At 37.9% G+C, this 19,370-nt stretch carries 15 protein-coding genes and 3 tRNA genes; 2 read left to right on the forward strand and 16 right to left on the reverse strand.

What is annotated here, in order from left to right; translation table 11 throughout:
• From ACFIKU_RS03895 to ACFIKU_RS03905, 3 genes are all read right to left on the reverse strand, one after another.
• Positions 1 to 425: GTP-binding protein (locus ACFIKU_RS03895; protein ID WP_375656741.1), on the reverse strand; the 425-nt coding region annotated here is incomplete at its 3' end.
• A gap of 181 nt (positions 426 to 606) precedes the next feature.
• Positions 607 to 680, reverse strand: a tRNA-Gly gene (locus ACFIKU_RS03900).
• A gap of 31 nt (positions 681 to 711) precedes the next feature.
• A tRNA-Tyr gene (locus tag ACFIKU_RS03905) sits at positions 712 to 795 on the reverse strand.
• A gap of 205 nt (positions 796 to 1,000) precedes the next feature.
• Between ACFIKU_RS03905 and ACFIKU_RS03910 the strand changes: the two genes are divergently transcribed.
• Positions 1,001 to 1,831: a TrmH family RNA methyltransferase gene (locus ACFIKU_RS03910; protein WP_375656742.1), complete on the forward strand. Its 831-nt coding sequence runs from the start codon at positions 1,001 to 1,003 to the stop codon at positions 1,829 to 1,831.
• Here ACFIKU_RS03910 and ACFIKU_RS03915 read toward each other — a convergent pair.
• From ACFIKU_RS03915 to ACFIKU_RS03940, 6 genes are all read right to left on the reverse strand, one after another.
• Positions 1,828 to 2,559 (reverse strand): rhomboid family intramembrane serine protease, encoded by a 732-nt coding sequence (locus ACFIKU_RS03915; protein ID WP_375656743.1) that lies wholly within the window; start codon positions 2,557 to 2,559, stop codon positions 1,828 to 1,830. The two genes, ACFIKU_RS03910 and ACFIKU_RS03915, sit on opposite strands and share 4 nt — an antisense overlap.
• Before the next feature lie 883 nt (positions 2,560 to 3,442).
• Entirely contained in the window at positions 3,443 to 3,868 is a 426-nt protein-coding gene (locus ACFIKU_RS03920) for a DUF2155 domain-containing protein (RefSeq protein WP_375641553.1), read from the reverse strand.
• Positions 3,869 to 3,957: 89 nt separating this feature from the next.
• Positions 3,958 to 4,356: an NADH:ubiquinone oxidoreductase subunit NDUFA12 gene (locus ACFIKU_RS03925; RefSeq protein WP_375641447.1), complete on the reverse strand. Its 399-nt coding sequence runs from the start codon at positions 4,354 to 4,356 to the stop codon at positions 3,958 to 3,960.
• A gap of 180 nt (positions 4,357 to 4,536) precedes the next feature.
• Complete coding sequence (gatB, locus tag ACFIKU_RS03930) at positions 4,537 to 6,036, reverse strand: Asp-tRNA(Asn)/Glu-tRNA(Gln) amidotransferase subunit GatB (protein WP_375641448.1); 1,500 nt, start codon at positions 6,034 to 6,036, stop codon at positions 4,537 to 4,539.
• A 129-nt stretch (positions 6,037 to 6,165) separates the two neighbouring features.
• A complete protein-coding gene (gene tig, locus ACFIKU_RS03935) occupies positions 6,166 to 7,593 on the reverse strand; it encodes a trigger factor (protein ID WP_375656744.1) in 1,428 nt (475 codons plus the stop codon).
• 135 nt (positions 7,594 to 7,728) lie between these two features.
• Positions 7,729 to 7,811, reverse strand: a tRNA-Leu gene (locus ACFIKU_RS03940).
• A gap of 134 nt (positions 7,812 to 7,945) precedes the next feature.
• Between ACFIKU_RS03940 and trmFO the strand changes: the two genes are divergently transcribed.
• Entirely contained in the window at positions 7,946 to 9,358 is a 1,413-nt protein-coding gene (gene trmFO / locus ACFIKU_RS03945; RefSeq protein ID WP_375641450.1) for a methylenetetrahydrofolate--tRNA-(uracil(54)-C(5))-methyltransferase (FADH(2)-oxidizing) TrmFO, read from the forward strand.
• Positions 9,359 to 10,455: 1,097 nt separating this feature from the next.
• Here trmFO and ACFIKU_RS03950 read toward each other — a convergent pair.
• The 7 genes from ACFIKU_RS03950 to ACFIKU_RS03980 form a co-directional block, all read right to left on the reverse strand.
• A complete protein-coding gene (locus tag ACFIKU_RS03950) occupies positions 10,456 to 10,734 on the reverse strand; it encodes an HU family DNA-binding protein (protein WP_012231443.1) in 279 nt (92 codons plus the stop codon).
• A 229-nt stretch (positions 10,735 to 10,963) separates the two neighbouring features.
• Positions 10,964 to 13,390 carry an endopeptidase La gene (lon, locus tag ACFIKU_RS03955; protein WP_375656745.1) on the reverse strand — a complete coding sequence of 809 codons (2,427 nt, stop codon included), beginning with the start codon at positions 13,388 to 13,390 and terminating at the stop codon, positions 10,964 to 10,966.
• Between the two features lie 183 nt (positions 13,391 to 13,573).
• Positions 13,574 to 14,848: an ATP-dependent Clp protease ATP-binding subunit ClpX gene (clpX, locus tag ACFIKU_RS03960; protein WP_375641452.1), complete on the reverse strand. Its 1,275-nt coding sequence runs from the start codon at positions 14,846 to 14,848 to the stop codon at positions 13,574 to 13,576.
• A 183-nt stretch (positions 14,849 to 15,031) separates the two neighbouring features.
• A complete protein-coding gene (gene clpP, locus ACFIKU_RS03965; RefSeq protein WP_375656746.1) occupies positions 15,032 to 15,664 on the reverse strand; it encodes an ATP-dependent Clp endopeptidase proteolytic subunit ClpP in 633 nt (210 codons plus the stop codon).
• A gap of 146 nt (positions 15,665 to 15,810) precedes the next feature.
• Positions 15,811 to 16,620 carry a hypothetical protein gene (locus tag ACFIKU_RS03970; RefSeq protein WP_375656747.1) on the reverse strand — a complete coding sequence of 270 codons (810 nt, stop codon included), beginning with the start codon at positions 16,618 to 16,620 and terminating at the stop codon, positions 15,811 to 15,813.
• Between the two features lie 10 nt (positions 16,621 to 16,630).
• A complete protein-coding gene (trkA, locus tag ACFIKU_RS03975) occupies positions 16,631 to 18,007 on the reverse strand; it encodes a Trk system potassium transporter TrkA (protein WP_273791154.1) in 1,377 nt (458 codons plus the stop codon).
• Positions 18,008 to 18,011: 4 nt separating this feature from the next.
• Positions 18,012 to 19,370, reverse strand: coding sequence for a sigma-54-dependent transcriptional regulator (locus tag ACFIKU_RS03980; protein WP_375656748.1), 1,359 nt, complete (start codon positions 19,368 to 19,370; stop codon positions 18,012 to 18,014).

A 19,370-nucleotide genomic window follows, 5' to 3' on the forward strand; every position in this document is an offset into this window, starting at 1 on the left:
AAAAGTTCTACATCATCAACCTGATCAACTTTATTAAGAAAAACAACAATTGCTGGAACACCAACCTGACGTGCAAGTAAAATATGCTCACGTGTCTGAGGCATTGGCCCATCAGCCGCTGAAACAACTAAAATAGCACCATCCATCTGTGCTGCCCCTGTGATCATGTTCTTAACATAATCAGCGTGTCCTGGACAATCAACGTGCGCATAGTGACGATTTTCCGTTTCATACTCAACGTGTGCTGTAGAAATAGTAATCCCACGTGCGCGTTCCTCTGGGGCAGCGTCAATTTGGTCATAGGCTTTAAATTCACCAAAATATTTCGTAATCGCTGCTGTCAACGAGGTCTTCCCATGATCAACGTGACCAATCGTACCAATATTAACATGCGGTTTTGTTCGTTCAAACTTGCTCTTCGCCATTGCTATTAATCTCTTGTTTTATTCCCTATTTTTGTTAGCACCTAGGGACAGTTCTGCAAAACCTAAGTCTGACTAGACTGTAAACAGCCCAATCACCACAACTCTTAGACGGAAAACCCCACCCAATTTATAAATGGAATATCCTCCATCATACCTATTTGCCCAATCATCAACAACCATTTGGAGCGGGTAGCGGGAATCGAACCCGCATATTCAGCTTGGAAGGCTGCTGCTCTACCATTGAGCTATACCCGCATGACCCACGTACTAACTCTCCTTCGATGGATGGTGGAGGGGGTTGGATTCGAACCAACGTAGCATACGCAACGGATTTACAGTCCGCCCCCTTTAACCACTCGGGCACCCCTCCATTACACCGATAAAGTCGCGCAATGAGACATCACGACAACCATCTTGAATACCCATTCAATTCAATCTGATTGCGAAGTCGTTATGACGATTACTATTGTATCTGTCAACAGTATAAATACAATTCTGTACAAATTTCCTGCTCATAATTTTAAATCATAGATTTTTTCTCTCTATTTTTCTTATTAACACGCTATAAAGAAGCTATGAAAGAAAAAACATCACAAAATTCTCATTATGCTCGTTTGCGTCGCCGATATCGCGATACAAAAGGCTCTCCTTCTCGATCTTTTACACACCCAAAGAAGAAAGCTGTTTCTTTACAGCAAGGGTTCATTCATCTTTACGGCATTCATTCTGTTCAGGCCGCTTTAGAAAACCCAAAAAGAATTTTAAAATGTCTTTACGTTACACAAAATGCCTTAAAACGATTGAATATATCCGAATCAGATTATCCTTGCTCTGTTACATTATGCACCCCCAAATATCTTGATTCGCTTGTTGGAAGTGAGGCTGTTCATCAAGGTATTGTTTTGGAAACTCTCCCCCTCAAACCATGCAAACTATCGGAACTAACTAATACTGATCTGGTCATTGTCATGGATCAAATTACCGATCCACATAATGTTGGCGCTATTATGCGCTCTGCAGTTGCATTGAAAGCTAAAGCACTTATTACAACTTGCCGTCACTCTCCCCACGAAAGCGGTGTTCTTGCGAAAGCGGCATCTGGAGCTCTGGAAATGATTCATTATATTACCGTACGAAACCTCGCTGAAGCTCTGCAAGAACTTCATCAAACAGGTTTTACAAGCTTTGGTCTCGATTCAGAAGGTGACCAACCTTTAGAAACAGCATTAACAGGGAATAAAATTGCTCTTGTTTTAGGAGCAGAAGGTAAAGGTTTACGTAAAAAAACACGCGAAACTGTTTGCGCTTTAACACGCCTTGATATGCCTGGAAATATTAAATCATTAAATGTTTCAAATGCAGCAACAATAGCGCTTTATGTGGCACATAAATATCTTAGATTCTAGTTTTTATTTTTTTGTGAAGCATCAAAAAAACCAACAAACAAAAAACCCGCAAGAAACCCGCCAATATGAGCTTCCCATGCTATTGAGGTGCCATTTTCTTCAAACAAAATAGAAGAAATACCTATGATAAAATCAGCCGTCAGCCATACACTCATATAAACAAGGACGCCCTTAGAACACAGAGCTTTTTTGACGGACAATAAAGGTCCCAAAAAATTTTCGTTCTGCGCATTAACAGCTGGATAGCCACTAGAAAAACCGTAACGTGCAATAGCTCCCATCATTCCAGATACGGCACCTGACGCCCCAATAAGTGATATGGTACTTTCTTGATGAAATGTAAAATAAGTCAAAACAGAAATAACTGCCGTTAACACCCAGAAAATTAAAAAACGTAAAGCACCAAAATGTCTTGCTAAAGGAGAGCCAAAAACCACAAGCCAAACCATATTAAGAGCAACATGTTTAAAACTACTATGCATAAACGAATAACTCACCATGGTATAACAGAGTGCTACAGGATCCCTCTTAAACAATGCTGGTATAAATGAAAAAAACTCAAGACTTTCAACATAAAGCTGATGAGAAAAAAAATATTGAGAAATGCAATAAAGACAAAAACAAAATGCTATCAAAATAACTATAATAAATGGAACATTCAACAAGGGTTCTTTAGGTTGTTTCGGCAATCGTGAAACATCATTATGTTGGTGACTAGAAACTTTCATTGTATAAAATCTCATATTCTTTAGAGAGTGGGATATTCTTTATACAAAATAAATATACCACTCCCAGTGATGCAGAATCTTTTTAACGCCTCTTCGGAGCCCCTTTTTAAATTTTCAATAGCTCTACATGAAAACACGTGTATTTTATACAAAAGATTTTAAAAAGCATGGATATCAAGCATATGATTTACAAACTGATGGGTATCCGCTTATTTAAATGTGAAGTTATCATGCACTACACAAGAACTTGCGAATAGATAAACTCATTTATGAGGTGGTGTATAATAAAAATATACAAACATTGTTTTCTTACTAGAAATATATTGATCATTGCATTTTTTAACTAAGCTATACTTCGATTGATAAACTTGAAATAATCTTAAATCTCAATTTTTCTATTAATATAGCTTGTATTGCTTCTACTCTTTGAATGAAAAACGACATCTCTATAAGAAAAGAACTACCAACAGCATTCTCTAGATATACTCATTGGTGTTTCATGATGAACTACTCTCTTGATAGTCTGTTTTCCCTATAAATGCAAAAGCGTCTGTCTATCTCTTTAACAAATATAAACAAACCTTTCATTTCAATCTCTAACAGATAAATTCAAGAACTGTCTCCTATGAAACACTGGAAAAAATTATTGATTTTAATGATGCATTTTTGAATTTAAACAGCTCATGAAGGAAATTTTTATTCCTTATCTTAGACAGTCTTATCTACACATCCGCCACTTGTAATGCGCAAGAGAATAGTTTGGATTAATTCAATATAAAAAAAATTTAAAGGAGGAAATCATAGGGATTTGAACCTCTTATTAAGTTGTAAAATGATAAAGGACCATTATAAATCAATATATAATAAATAGATAATACATTCATCATTGAAGAGGAAGATCTTGAGAATCCTGCTTGCAATCTTTTAACCATACATCATAAATAGGATGCTCAACAGCGTTCAAACCAGGACTATCTGCAAACATCCATCCTGTAAAAATACGCCGTATTTTTTTATCTAATGTCACTTCATTGACTTCAACAAAACCAGTTGTACGCGTTGGTTCATCTTTAGAGCTCGTATAACACGCACGTGGTGTTACCTGTAATGCACCGTACTGATAAATTTTACCAAGAGGAACTTCAAAACGTGTGGTCCGCCCCGTGATTTTGTCAAGACCTGCAAAAACAGCAACTCCATTGCTAATACGCTCAGCCCGCACCCCACTATTTAAGGATAAAAACACTAAAATTCCCATAAAAAAAATATAAAAAAAATGCCTCACCCCTAACAATAAAAAAAATCTCATCATATCAAAATCAATCGTACCTAAAAAAATAATTCTTTCCATAACATAGAGTCAAACAAGACAAAAATATACGAGCGCATTAAAACATTTTATTTTTTAGGTGACCACGCATCATAATCTTCATGCACACAAGAACGCTCTCCACTGGCGGTGATAGCTCCCTTTGGTCGATAGCTCTCACTTGTTCCTGTCATATTTGCAACATGGGGCTTTTCCCATTCATAAGAACGATAATCCTCCTGTGTTGGTGGACACTCACAACGATGATGAATCCAGCCGTGCCAACCTGGTGGAATAGTAGAGGCCTCAGAATAGTCTTTATAGATAACCCAACGGTGCGGATAACCATCCTTATGAAGTCCTCCTTCATAATATATATTTCCAAATTGATCTTCCCCTATCCGCTTACCTTTGCGCCATGTGAAAAAACGCGTACCAATGGTATTGCCATTCCACCATGTGAAGATTTGCTTAAAAAAACGAGCCATCTGCTATTCCATTCATTTAGTGCGCTCATGAAATTCATTGTTGGAATAAAAATGCTAACGATTGAAATTATCGAAAAAGTTACTAGTAAATTCAACTACAATTCCAATTGATAGGATAACGTGCTATCCCTTAATTTCAAGAAGATATCATATGTATGGCTTCTTCTCCACCCCATAAAATTAATCTATGCCAAGTTTCATCTTAACCAATTCATTAACAGCTTGGGGATTTGCCTTACCACCTGTTGCTTTCATTACCTGTCCAACAAACCAACCAGCTAAAGCAGGTTTATGCTTTGCTTGCGCAGCTTTATCAGAATTATTGGCAACGATCTCATCAACAGCTCTTTCAATAGCCTTTGTATCCGTTACCTGCTTCATATTTCGCTCTTCTACAATTTGGCGCGCATCCCCTCCCTCATTCCAAATAATCTCAAAAAGATCTTTGGCAATTTTTCCAGAAATAACTCCTTCTTTTATGAGATCAATAATGCTTCCCAATTGACTTGGCGATACTGGTGACTCTTCAATCTCACGATTATCCTTATTTAAAGCCCCTAAAAGGTCATTAATCACCCAATTGGCAACTATTTTTCCATCACGCCCACGCGCTACTTCTTCAAAATAATCAGCAATAGCCTTTTCTGTCACAAGAATGGAAGCATCATACACTGTCAATCCCATTTCCTTAACAAAACGTGCTTTTATAGCGTCAGGTAATTCTGGTAAGTCTGCTGCCAAAGCATCTACAAATGCTTGATCAAACTCTAATGGTAAAAGATCAGGATCAGGAAAATAACGATAGTCATGCGCTTCTTCCTTTGAGCGCATAGAGCGCGTTTCACCTTTAGCGGCATCAAAAAGCCGAGTCTCTTGATCTATGACGCCTCCATCTTCTAAAATTGCAATCTGACGACGCGCTTCATACTCAATTGCTTGACCAATAAAGCGAATAGAATTAACATTTTTAATTTCACAGCGCGTTCCAAAATCTTCACCAGGACGACGAACAGATACATTGACATCTGCACGCATAGAACCTTCATCCATATTGCCATCGCAAGTGCCCAAATAACGAACAATCGTACGCAATTTTGTCATATAGGCTTTGGCTTCATCTGATGAGCGCATATCAGGTTTGGAAACAATTTCCATAAGAGCAATACCAGAACGATTAAGATCTACAAAAGACATCGTTGGATGTTGATCGTGCATCGATTTTCCAGCATCCTGTTCAAGATGCAATCTTTCAATTCCCACTTCAATATCCTCAAATTGGCCATTCGAATCTGGACCAACAGATATGATAATCTTTCCCTCTCCCACAATGGGATAGCGAAATTGAGAAATCTGATACCCCTGCGGTAAATCTGGATAAAAATAATTTTTGCGATCAAAAATAGATTTTAAATTAATATGCGCCTTTAATCCTAACCCCGTTCGAACCGCTTGACGAACACACTCTTGATTAAGAACAGGCAACATACCCGGCATGGCTGCATCAATAAGTGATACATGATTGTTCGGCTCTGCACCAAATTTGGTTGATGCTCCTGAAAAAAGTTTCGAATTTGATATGATTTGCGCATGAACCTCCATGCCAATGATGACTTCCCAATCACCTGTAACGCCAGAAATAAAACGCTTAGAATCAGGAGTACGCGTATCAATGATGCTCATTGCCAATCCACTACCAATATTTTAAAATATACTCATGGCTTATCTAAAACCATTCTCTTAAGTGCAATCCTAGGATATAAATCTTACAAAAAGCCCGATTCTATCGGGCTTTTTCTGTTTGCATAAATATTAAGCTTTTTTAGGAGCCTTTTTCTTAGCTGATGTTTTCTCTGTAGACGTTTCTTTCACTGCAGATTTTTTCTTTGCCGGCTTTTCTTCAGGGACATCTGATTCGTCATATTCTTTCATCAACTCTTCAACCGTCACTTCTTTATCTGTGACTTTTATCTGTGCTAATAAATGATCAATGACCTTTTCTTCAAAAATCGGAGCACGTAGATTTTCAACAGCTTCCGGAGTCCTACGGAAAAAATCCATAATCTCTTTCTCTTGTCCAGGATACTGGCGAACCTGATCAAAAACGGCTGCTTTTAGCTCATCCTCACTAACTTTAACACCAACCTTCATTCCAATTTCAGAAAGCACCAAACCAAGACGAACACGACGTTGCGCAAGAACACGATATTCCTCCCGTGCCTTTTCTTCTGTAATACCTTCATCTTCAAAACTGCGCCCAGCCTTTTTCAAATCATCATTAACCTGAGCCCATATATTATTAAACTCAATCTCTAAAAGTTCTTCAGGAATCTCAAAATTATAATCAGCATCTAAAGCATCAAGAATTTGACGCTTAACTTTTTGACGTGTCACTGAACCATATTGGCTTTCAATCTGCCCACGAACGACCTCACGTAAGCGATCTAGAGACTCTAAACCAACTTTTTGCGCTGCTTCATCATCAATTTTTAATTCATCTGGTTTAAAGACAGCTTTGACAGTAATGTCAAACTCTGCTTCCCGTCCCGCCAAATGTGCCGCACTGTAATTATCTGGAAATTTAACAAAAATCGTTTTTGCATCCCCAGCTTTCACACCAACCAATTGTTCTTCAAAACCAGGAATAAATTGTTTTGACCCAAGAATCAGTTGTGCATCACTATCTGCCCCACCTTCAAATGGAACGCCTTCAAGCTTACCTTGATAATCTATGGTAATACGATCACCTTCTTCAGAATCCCCCTCTTTTAGGGAATAATTACGCGTAGAAGAAAGGACGCGTTTGACTTGATCATCAATATCCTGTTCAGGAACAGTTGCAATTTCACGGATAACCGTAATATGTTCAAAATCTTTAATTTCAATTTTTGGTAAAACTTCATACTTTAAACTAAAAGTAAAATCGGCGTTACCATCTAGAATTTTTTCATCTTCATCTATATCAATTTTTGGCTGCATCGCTGCACGTTCATTGCGGTCTGCTAAAATAGAACGTGGTGCATCACTAATTATCTCATTGAGAATCTCCGCCATAAAGGATTTACCATACATTTTTCGCAAATGCCCACTAGGCACTTTACCGGGACGAAAGCCATTAAGCTTGATTTTTCCCTTGGTATCATCCAATCGTTCATTCAACTTTTCTTCTAAATCTTTCGCTGGGACCACGATCTTAATTTCGCGCTTCAGTCCTTCATTAAGCGTCTCGGTAACCTGCATTAAACACCTTCATTTTTCTAAGGAGAGGGATAAACCCACTCTAATAATCATTACATTCTAACACTTCGAGTGTTACATTTACCATGAAGCGGAATTTCAGACACGTAGAAATCCGTAGCACTTAAGGGATTGCTTTGGTGCGGATGGAGGGACTCGAACCCCCACGGTCTCCCGCCAGAACCTAAATCTGGTGCGTCTACCAATTTCGCCACATCCGCTCAAACTTACAAGCTAATAACCTTATACAAGCGGCGTTTCTATACCATTAATTACAGAAAAAAAGCAAACAAATATATTAAAAAAAACAAAATCTATGCTTTTCATACATAACTGCTTACGCTAAAAGCCAATTATGTTAAAGACATTTGATATCCCAATTCATATCATCGGTGGCGGTCTTGCGGGGTGTGAAGCAAGCTGGCAAATCGCTCAGTCAGGAATTCCTGTTGTTTTGCATGAAATGCGACCCGAAAAAAAATCAGATGCCCATAAAACCGATAAATTGGCAGAACTGGTTTGTTCAAATTCATTCCGTTCTGATGATTCATTAACAAATGCCGTAGGGCTTTTACATGCTGAAATGCGATTAGCAAAATCGTTAATTATGAAAGCTGCTGATGCCAATAAAGTTCCCGCAGGTAGTGCCCTTGCTGTTGACCGTGATGGATTTTCAAAAACTGTCACGACAGCACTCGAAAACCACCCTCTTATAACAATCCAACGTGAAGAAGTTCAAGAAATTCCTAAAGCCTGGAAACATGTTGTCATTGCAACAGGCCCCCTTACATCGCCTGCACTTGCTCAAGAATTACAAGCAATAACCGGTATAAAAGCTCTTTCTTTTTTTGATGCGATTGCACCTATTATCCACACCGATAGTATTGATATCAACATTTGTTGGTATCAGTCTCGCTATGATAAAATTGGTCCTGAGGGAACAGGTAAAGATTATCTTAATTGCCCCCTCAACAAAGAACAATATGAAACATTCGTTGCAGCATTAAAAAATGCTGAAAAAACAGAGTTTCGTGACTTTGAAAAAACACCCTATTTTGATGGATGCCTCCCCATTGAAATTATGGCTGAGCGCGGACTTGAAACGTTAAGACATGGTCCTATGAAACCTATGGGCTTAACCAATGCCCATAACCCTACAGTTAAACCCTATGCTGTCGTTCAATTACGCCAAGATAATAAACTTGGAACGCTTTACAATATGGTTGGCTTTCAAACAAAACTGAAATATGGAGAACAAATTCGCATTTTTAGAATGATTCCCGGTCTTGAAAAAGCAGAGTTTGCGCGCCTTGGGGGGCTTCACCGTAATACCTACCTCAACTCGCCAATCATTCTTGATCAAACCCTTCGTTTAAAACAAAAAAAACAACTACGCTTTGCAGGACAAATTACCGGATGTGAAGGTTATGTAGAATCAGCGGCAATAGGGCTTCTTGCTGGACGTTTTGCTGCTGCCGAATATCATCATATTTCTCCTTGCCTGCCCCCACAAACTACAGCATTCGGAGCCCTTTTGAATCATATTACGGGGGGACACATCATAGATGAAAAAGCAGAAACACTGTCTTTTCAACCAATGAATATCAATTTCGGACTCTTTCCCCCTATTGCTTCTATTAAACATTCAGGAAAACGCTTACCAAGTAAAGAAAAAAAATTAGTAAAAAAACAAGCCATAACAGCGAGAGCTCTCAATGATTGTACTCAGTGGTTAGCAGATAAAGAATCAAAGAATTCCTGTTTATAAAAAGCACACGATTCGCCTCTCACCTACTGAATAGATCTTTATGACTCTCGTGAAAAAATCATTCCAAAGCCTTTTAAAGACTGCCTTCCCCTAGCAATAAATATTATCCTACGTTTCATCATTTATTCAATTATGTAGGTGCTGTGAAATAACTTTTGGCTATAAAAAACCTTTACCGCTATAAACAATGTAATATGATTTAATGACTAAAAATAAAATAAATCATATAAATAATCAAAAAAATTAAATAGATGAAAAATACATAAGCAATACTGTATTATTTCTATTAATAGTTTTTATATTACGTAATACATATTATTTTATAAGAATAATTTTTCTGTTTTTTAACTTCCTCCCTTAAAATTTATGATATTCTCTCATTTTAACTCTTGTGTGATGAAAAAAAGCGCTCGCTTGCATATCAGAAAGTGAAATAAAGATATGGAAAAAATATTTGTAGAATAGAGCTGGATCTATCTCTCCCCTCTCAAATGCTAAGAAAAATCACAATACTGAAAGCGAAATCTGAATATCATAAGATTCTTTCATTTTAGTCCCTCTTATAATAAACCAATAAAAATTATCCTCTTGGTACGTCACAAGCAAGGTTGGTGTATAAGTAAAAGAATAAAACTACCCCTTATGCACTCGTCTCAGACATCGAGGGCTAGTCGCAACATTATAGGCAATGAGAAAAACAGTGCGGTGGCACCAACATATGCTTTTATTAAGCGTAAATGGCAATATATAATACCTTTTATACACTTCATAGAGTTTTTCGCATCATACTATTTACGGGTCTTATTTTGAAATAAACACCGTAACACTTCAGTGTAATAAAAGTTAACATTATATTTAATAAGCCATACCAGTACTTCATTAATACAGTGCGATATTCTATTGAAAAGAGTAAAAAGAATATATTTTAAGCTGACAGTACTTTATACAACACTTAAAATCATTTTCAAAAATATCAGCAATGCATGAAAATAAAAAATATAGCAAAGATGTCAAAGTTTTATATGAAAAACACACATAATACATGTGTTAAAAAAACCCGCTTATAAATAAACCGGGTTTTTTTAATGTAACTTAAATTATTTTTTATTAACTGCTTCTTTAAGGCTTTTTCCTGCAGAAAATTTGGGTACAGAACGTGCTGGAATATCGATTTCAGCACCAGTTGAAGGATTACGCCCCTTTGTTGCAGCACGATGAGAAACTTCAAAAGAGCCAAAACCTGGAAGACGAACATCTCCCCCTGAAGCCAAAGCTTCTGTTACAGAAGCCATAAAAGCATCAACAACAGCACCAGCTTGCGCTTTTGAAACACCTGCCTTTTCAGCAACGGAGCTAACCAATTCACTTTTATTCATAAAATATTTCCTTTCCCTATATTACCTGAACATGACTTAATCATGTTATTGGTCAGTTTATTGAAAAGTACAGCAAACAGAAGTCTTATTTTTATCCAAAACATTGTTTTTTTAGTAATAATCACAGTTATTCACGGAATTTTTCACTTTTTCCAACAAAAAACAGAATAATAACCTCACCAACGCCTTCTGCCACCTAAAAAATGCCGTTATAAATGAGATACGTGAATCAGTGCGCAATCTGTATTCCTTCACTATCACTGCTCTCTGACCGGATTGGGACAGCCACTGTAGAGGGTTCTTTCCATTCAATAGTGTCTGGAAAACGAACCAAAGCGTGCTTCAAAACTTCACTCACATGATTTACCGGAATAATTTCCATATTATTTTTGACATCGTCAGGAATATCAACCAAATCTTTTGCGTTTTCTTCAGGAATAAGTACCTTTTTTATCCCTCCTCGAAGAGCTGCTAGGAGTTTTTCTTTTAATCCACCAATTGGTAAAACGCGTCCACGTAAAGTAATTTCACCAGTCATTGCAATATCTTTATGCACAGCCACTCCTGTAAGGACCGAAACAATTGCTGTCACCATTGCAATCCCAGCAGATGGTCCATCTTTTGGCGTCGCCCCCTCTGGAACATGAACATGGATATCGCGTTTTTCAAAAAGTGGAGGTTCAATACCAAAATCAACAGCACGAGAACGCACATAAGATGCTGCCGCTGAAATGGACTCTTTCATAATATCACGTAAATTTCCAGTTACAGTCATCTTACCTTTGCCGGGCATCATAACTCCTTCAATGGTCAATAACTCTCCACCAACTTCTGTCCACGCAAGTCCTGTCACAACACCAATTTGATTTTCTCCTTCAATCTGATTGTAATGATAACGTTTAACACCCAAGAAATCATGAATATTATTTTCTGTAACTTTTACAGATTTTTGATGCGTTTTGAGAATTTTTGTAACAGATTTGCGGGAAATTTTCATGAGTTCACGCTCAAGGTTACGAACGCCTGCCTCACGTGTGTAAAACTGAATAATTGACCGTAGTGCTCCATCAGAAATACTGAGTTCTTTTTTAGACAAACAATGATCTTTTAGTGCCTTTGGTAAAAGATGCTGTTTAACAATTTCCATTTTCTCACATTCAGTATAACCAGCAATACGAATAATTTCCATACGATCCATTAACGGACCTGGAATATTAAGCGTATTGGCAGTTGTGATAAACATGACATCAGAAAGATCATATTCAACTTCCAAATAGTGATCAATGAATGTACTGTTTTGTTCAGGATCAAGAACTTCTAATAAAGCGGATGAAGGATCTCCACGAAAATCTTGTCCCATTTTATCAATTTCATCAAGCAAAAAAAGCGGATTAGATTTTTTTGCTTTTTTCATAGACTGGATAATTTTTCCAGGCATCGAACCAATATATGTTCGACGATGTCCGCGAATTTCTGCTTCATCCCGCACGCCTCCCAATGAGATACGAACATACTCGCGCCCCGTCGCCTTTGCAATAGAGCGCGCTAATGATGTTTTCCCTACTCCAGGAGGACCTAACAAACAAATAATAGGACCTTTTATCTTTGACGCGCGACTTTGTACAGCCAAATATTCAATAATTCGCTCCTTAACTTTTTCAAGACCGAAATGTTCATTATTCATGACCTTTTCAGCAAAATCTAAATTGTTCTTAATTTTAGATTTTTTACCCCAAGGCATTGCTAATAACCAATCAAGATAGTTACGGACAACTGTCGCTTCTGCAGACATAGGAGACATATTCCGTAATTTTCTCAATTCTGCCCCAGCTTTTTCCTGTGCTTCCTTGGATAGTTTTGTATTCTTGATACGTTCTTCTAATTCAGAGAGTTCATCTCGGCTATCATCACCTGCTCCTAACTCTTTTTGAATAGCCTTCATCTGCTCATTGAGATAATATTCTCGTTGGTTTTTTTCCATTTGCCGTTTAACATGCGAACGAATACGTTTTTCAACCTGCAAAACAGAAATTTCCCCTTCCATGAAGGACAGAACACGTTCAAGACGGGCCCGTACAGGTAAGAGCTCTAATATTTCCTGTTTTTCTGCAAGTTTAATCATCAAATGAGAAGCAATCGTATCGGCAAGCTTAGAAGAATTATCAATCTGGCCAATCGCATTGACAACTTCAGGAGAGATTTTTTTATTAAGCTTTACATAGTTTTCAAAATAAGCAATCACTGACCTTGAAAGAGCTTCAATCTCAACATCACTCTCTCTAGGTTCTTCTGTAACAGTTGCAAAAGCCTGATGATAACCTTCACTTAAAGAAAATTGACTAATTTTTGCACGTGCAGTTCCTTCAACCAAAACCTTTACAGTACCATCCGGAAGCTTTAAAAGTTGAAGGATATTAGCAAATGTACCAATATGATAAATATCCTCTGATTTTGGATCGTCATCAGAAGCATTTTTTTGTGTCACCAATAGTATTTGCTTGTCAACCGCCATCGTCTCTTCAAGAGCACGAATTGATTTTTCGCGGCCCACAAAAAGTGGAACAATCATATGGGGGAAGACAACAATATCACGAAGAGGTAAAACAGCATAAACCCCATCTCTTACTTCATCTGTCTTTTCATCAATATATTGCATAACTCTCCTTTCTGGAGCCTATGAGCTATCTACAACAACCAGCCCACCTTTAGAAAACATCAGCTCTTCACAGTACATGAAGTGGTAATTACTCATACATAAATCAAGCATTATAATGATATTATTAGAAACACCCATCAAATACCATTCATTACCACCTTTTATATTGTGCATCGCACAATGTCATGCTGATACATTTTCTTTATCTTCTGCTCGTTCTGAGTAAATATAAAGAGGACGCGCTTTCCCATCAGCGACATCACTCGAAATAACCACTTTTTGAACGCCTTCAAGAGCCGGTAGCTCAAACATCGTCTCAAGAAGAATCTTCTCCATAATGGAACGTAAACCACGAGCACCAGTTTTACGTTCAATTGCTTTCTTTGCAATAACACGTAAAGCATCTTCATGGAATGCTAATTCAACATTCTCCATTTCAAAAAGACGCTGATATTGCTTTACTAACGCATTTTTAGGTTGTGATAAAATTTGCATGAGGGCATTAACATCTAAATCTTCTAAGGTAGCAACTATAGGAAGGCGCCCAATAAATTCTGGTATTAAACCAAATTTTATAAGATCTTCAGGTTCTAAATCACGAAAAATTTCACCGACACAACGCTCATCAGGAGCCTTAACGGTCGCAGAAAAACCAATAGAAGTTTTTTCACCACGTCCTGAAATAATCCGTTCTAAACCTGCAAAAGCTCCCCCACAAATGAATAAGATGTTTGTGGTATCAACCTGAAGAAACTCTTGTTGCGGATGCTTACGTCCACCTTGAGGAGGAACAGAAGCAATCGTTCCTTCCATAATTTTTAATAACGCTTGCTGAACTCCTTCTCCCGAAACATCCCTTGTAATAGAAGGATTATCTGCTTTACGAGAAATCTTATCAACCTCATCAATATAAACAATACCACGCTGCGCACGTTCAACATTATAATCTGCTGCTTGAAGAAGCTTAAGAATAATGTTTTCAACATCTTCCCCCACATAACCTGCTTCAGTCAAAGTGGTCGCATCTGCCATCGTAAAAGGTACATCAATAATACGTGCTAATGTTTGTGCAAGATAAGTTTTACCACAGCCCGTTGGACCAACAAGAAGAATATTTGATTTAGCTAACTCAATATCATTGCTTTTAGATTGATGCGCCAATCGTTTATAATGATTATGAACAGCAACAGAAAGAACACGCTTTGCATGCTGCTGACCAATAACATAATCATCAAGAACTGTTATAATTTCCTGTGGCGTAGGGACACCATCACGCACCTTAACCCCAGAAGACTTATTTTCTTCCCGAATAATATCCATGCAAAGCTCTACACATTCATCACAGATAAATACAGTAGGCCCCGCAATGAGCTTACGCACCTCATGCTGACTCTTGCCGCAGAACGAGCAATAGAGAGTATTTTTTGATTCGTTCCCGCTATTGCTAATTTTGCTCATTTTTCTTTCCTTTCACCACGATATATGAATACTTTGCCTTTTCAAAGGAAGCTTTTCATCATGAAAACTAAAAGACATATAGAAAACCATGCATGTCTCAATATTTTTAGGTGTTTCTCTTATTTTGCGATATTTTTTATAAAACTCTGTGATTTAAAGTAGCTGTTTTTTCTATAAAAATTCTTAATCTTTTTCTTCTTTTTCAGTTTCTGCACGATATTGTATAACATCATCAACTAAGCCAAACGCTTTGGCTTCTTCTGCTGTCATAAAATGATCGCGATCGAGAGTTCTCTCAATAACCTCATAATCTTGACCTGTATGTTGAACATAAATTTCATTTAAACGCCGTTTCATCTTTATAATATCTTGCGCATGTCGCTCAATATCTGAAGCTTGACCTTGAAAACCACCAGATGGTTGATGCACCATAATACGTGCATTTGGCAATGTAAAACGATGACCTTTTTCTCCAGCTGTTAACAATAAAGACCCCATAGATGCCGCCTGCCCCATGCAAAGCGTAGAAACAGGAGGGCGAATAAACTGCATAGTATCATAAATAGCCATACCAGATGTTACAACACCACCTGGAGAATTAATATAAAGACTAATTTCTTTTTTAGGATTTTCCGCTTCCAAGAAAAGCAATTGTGCACAAACAAGCATTGCCATACCATCTTCAACAGGACCATTAATAAAAATAATCCGCTCCTTTAAAAGACGGGAAAAAATATCATAGGCCCGTTCACCACGATTGGTTTGTTCAATAACCATAGGAACAAGGCTTAATGCTGTTTTCATTGGATCACTCATATTTTTACTTTCCGTTCATATAACAACCGCTCTTTACACATTCAATGTTTTTATCCATATGTTAACATTACTCTCTTGTGCAAGCTACAATCAAGAGCTGTTTAAGGTAGATTAAAATCTCAATAGTTAAAATAGCAATAATAACTCTACCTAAACAAATGATGAACATCAGGAATGCGAGATACCGCCCAATGGTAAAAACTTCCTTCCTGAGGTCTTTCCGTAGTCTTTGTCTTTCTGTGAATATGAAAGCCTATCAAGCGTGAATCTGTAAGCGGCTTTACGCCAAAAGCTGGTTCAAAAATACGTTCAGTTTTTCGCCCAGTCCAATAATAAAAAGTTTCCTTTTCCTTTGCTTCATGAAAAAAACCATATCGTTTTGCTAATCGTGAAATACCATCATTGCCAAATATCGTAACACCAAGACTTCCCGGTAAAATCGGCATTTTTTTTCTCTTTAACCAGAATGGTCTCCAAACACGACGCTTAAATCCAAGCCAACTCGGCACCATTTCTGTGCCTGCCCAATAATCTTCAAATGTTTTTATAATAGGGTTATTGGGCGGAAAATAAAGTGCAGAAACACCTACTCTTGTATTATTTTCTCTTGCCAACCAAACCTTATCCGCATCGGGATGAAATTGTTTAACAAGGTAAACATCTGTATCTAACCAAACACCTTGTTGATATTTCATCAGCATAACACGAAAAAAATCCGAGAATTGAACAATTGTACACCCTGGTTTATCATCAGAAAAATCGGGATCAAGGCGATAAATAGCTGAGCGTGGTAAAATTGATTCGGCTTTATGCAACTCAACACCAGCAGGGAGATTATCTATTTTTTTATCATAACTAAAAAGCTTAACGCGCTGTCCAGTTTTAACCATTGAGGACAAGCAAAGCCTATCCACCAATCTTAATTGTCCACTATACCAAAAAGTACAAATATCCATAGATAATATATCAAAAATATTCTAAACTTACGCGAAAGAGTTGTTCAACATCACGCACCCTATCAGCAAGAGCGAAAATCACTATTCTATCACCAGACAAAATACGCGTATCTGCCGAAAGCTGTATTATTGTCTTATTGCGATAAATTGCGCCAATTCTCAAACCATCTGATAAATTGAGCTCTGATAATGACTTACCAACCAATGAAGATGTTTGCATCACTTCAGCTTCAATAATTTCTGCTCGGCCATTAAAAACTGAATGAACAGAACGTATACGCCCACGGCGCATTTGTTGCAAAATTCTCGATATTGTAACACTATGGGGATTAAGATATGCATCAACACCAACAGCACGACTAAATTCTTGGTAAGCAACATTATTAATCAATACCATATTGGCTTTGCAGCCCAATCTTTTAGCAATAATAGCGCTTAAGAGATTAACCTGATCTTGATTGGTCAATGTAATCATTAAATCGGACTGATCAATTCCCGCATCTTGAAGAATCACTGGATCTAACACGTTACCGTATAAAACTGTTGTTTTTTCAAGCTGATCAGCAATTGTGAGAGCTCTTTCTCTATGCGATTCTATAATCTTCAATTTTAATTTATGAAAACGCTTTTCAATAGCCTGTGCAACATAAAGACCAATGTGACCACCCCCTGCAATAATCATGCGGTGGGCATCTTGTTCTTTATGACCAAAAAGCCCAACAGCACGACGCATCTGTTCACGAGAAACAACAAGATAGGTTATATCACCAACGCGTAATTGCGTTTCTGAATGCGCAACCAATAATTCCGCGCCACGTTTAATAGCGGTAACCGTCGTATGAAGATCTGGAAAAAGCTCTGTTAATTGACGCAAAGGTGTATTAATAACTGGACAATCTTCCATGCATTCCAAGGCTAGCGCAACAATATCATCATTACAAAAATAAAGAACATCTATTGCACCAGGTAAAGCAATACGGCGCAAAACCATTTCACCAACTTCAACTTCTGGCGAAATAACCACATCAATGGGAATATTCTCTCTGGAAAAAAGCGTCTTATAACGTGGTTCTAAATAAGATTGTGAGCGAATACGAGCAATTTTTGTGGGCACATTAAATAATGAATGTGCTACTTGGCAAGCTACCATATTGACTTCATCAAACAAAGTGACAGCAATCAACATATCAGCTTTGTCTGCATCTGCAGCCAAAAGAACTTCAGGACGTGAACCGTGACCAACAAAACCTCTCACATCCAATGTATCGCGAATCTTTTCAATTAATCTCGTTTCAATATCAATAACAGTAACATCGTGATTTTCAGCAGCAAGACGCTCTGCTATCCCATAACCAACCTGTCCTGCTCCACAAATAATAACACGCATCGCTTTAAGAAACCCCAAGCGCTTTAAGTTTACGGTGCAAAGCTGAACGCTCCATGCCTATAAATTCAGCAGTACGTGATATATTTCCACCCAAACGCCCAATCTGCGCCACTAAATATCTCTTTTCAAACAATTCTCGTGCTTCACGTAACGGCAAATCCATTATACTTTCATCTGAATCCATTTGAAGACGTGGCAAAGAATCACTTACTTCACTAGGAAGAAAGTCCGCTGTTATAGGACCATCACCATCCCGCACAAGAATAAGAAGACGCTCAATATTATTACGTAATTGCCGCACATTACCCGGCCAAGCTTGCGTTTGCAAAATAGCAATCACATCATCACTAATTGCACGTGGTTTAATCCCAACCTGCTGTGATATTGTTTTCACAAAATGATGTACAAGTTCTGGAATATCTTCACGACGCGCTGAAAGAGGCGGAACAGCAATAGGAACAACGGAAAGACGGTGGAAAAGATCTTCTCTAAAGCGCCCATCGGAAATGAGGTTTTCAAGATTTTGCGCTGTCGAAGAAATAATACGGACATCCACCTTAACACGTTTTGTGCCGCCAACTCTCTCAAATGTCTGCCCCGTTAACACCCGAAGAATCTTACCTTGAGTCTCACGTGGCATGTCAGCAATTTCATCAAGATATAATATACCGCCATGAGCTTCCTCTAAGGCACCAATCTTGCGCTCTCTTCCTTCCATTTCGCTGCCAAACAGCTCTATTTCCATTCTTTCCGGAGTAATCGTTGCAGCATTTATTGTAACAAATGGTCCATTCGAACGCGTTGAGAGCGCATGAATAGTACGTGCAACAGTCTCTTTTCCTGCCCCTGAAGGACCTGTTATCATGATTCGACTATTGGTTGGTGCTACTTTTTCTATGATTTGACGTAAATTTTTTATAACAGTCGATTTTCCGAGCAACTCTAATGTCTCGTTCGAACGCTTTCGCAATTCTAAAAGCTCACGTTTTAAATTTGAATTTTCAAGTGTTCTCTCTGCAACCAATACAAGTCTATCAGCTTTAAAAGGTTTTTCAATAAAATCATATGCCCCTCGCTTTATAGCGGAAACAGCCGTCTCAATATTACCATGCCCAGAGATCATAACGACCGGAAGAGCCGGATATTGTGTTTTAATTTCATCAAGCAGTGCTAAACCATCGAGGCGACTACCCTGTAGCCAAATATCCAAAAAAATGAGCTTTGGAATACGTTCACTAATTTGAGCCAATGCTTCATCAGAGTTACAAGCAACACGCGTTTCATAACCTTCATCATCTAAAATACCAGCAACAAGCTCACGAATATCTGCTTCATCATCAACAATCAAGATATCTGATACCAT

The organism is Bartonella sp. CM120XJJH (assembly GCF_042194715.1).
GTDB lineage: Bacteria > Pseudomonadota > Alphaproteobacteria > Rhizobiales > Rhizobiaceae > Bartonella.